The sequence below is a fragment of the Lacisediminihabitans profunda genome (genome assembly GCF_008040105.1).
Lineage (GTDB): Bacteria > Actinomycetota > Actinomycetes > Actinomycetales > Microbacteriaceae > Lacisediminihabitans > Lacisediminihabitans profunda.
In genome coordinates this window covers 1-475 of the sequence record NZ_VRMG01000086.1, presented here as the reverse complement: position 1 = coordinate 475, position 475 = coordinate 1, and the positions used below count along the sequence as shown (strand labels likewise).

The following is a 475-nucleotide window of genomic DNA, read 5'->3' as shown; positions in this document are numbered from 1 at the left end:
CCACAGGTTCGCTTCGGCCGATGCTGCACCGCCGAGCTCAAGGCTGATCAGGTGGTCTTCCTCATAGTCCGCGGTTGAGGTATCGCCGTTGTACGAGTACCCCGTGGACAGTTGACGCACTTTGAGCGCCGTGGTGACCGAGGAGGATGGCCGCATCGTTGATGTCCAGCCTGAAACGCAAATCGTCTGCGAAATCGTGGCCTGTGTCACGGACGGATTCACTGCCCCGGGCGTCCTGCCGCGATCTGGTAGCAACACACCCGCGGCAGAAAATACCTCGCCTGTCGAGCCGGAAACAGGGGGAGCGTCTGGGGTGGGCTCGTCGTAGGCGTCACGCTCGGCGTCGCGCCAGCGGATACCGACGGGCGCTGCGGGGCCTGAACGGTGTCAGTTGCAGAACTGCTGGAGGCCCCCTCGACCGAGGGAGCCTGCGGGTGATTCGAGAACGCAAAAGGGAGCAGCAGTACCAGCAGAA

The 475-nt window shown here is 63.4% G+C and carries 1 protein-coding gene; it reads right to left on the bottom strand.

Annotated elements, in window-relative coordinates:
• A partial coding sequence (locus FVP33_RS19165) for a hypothetical protein (protein ID WP_222706803.1) occupies nt 1-210 on the bottom strand: 210 nt, incomplete at its 3' end.
• Nucleotides 211-475 lie beyond the last annotated feature (265 nt).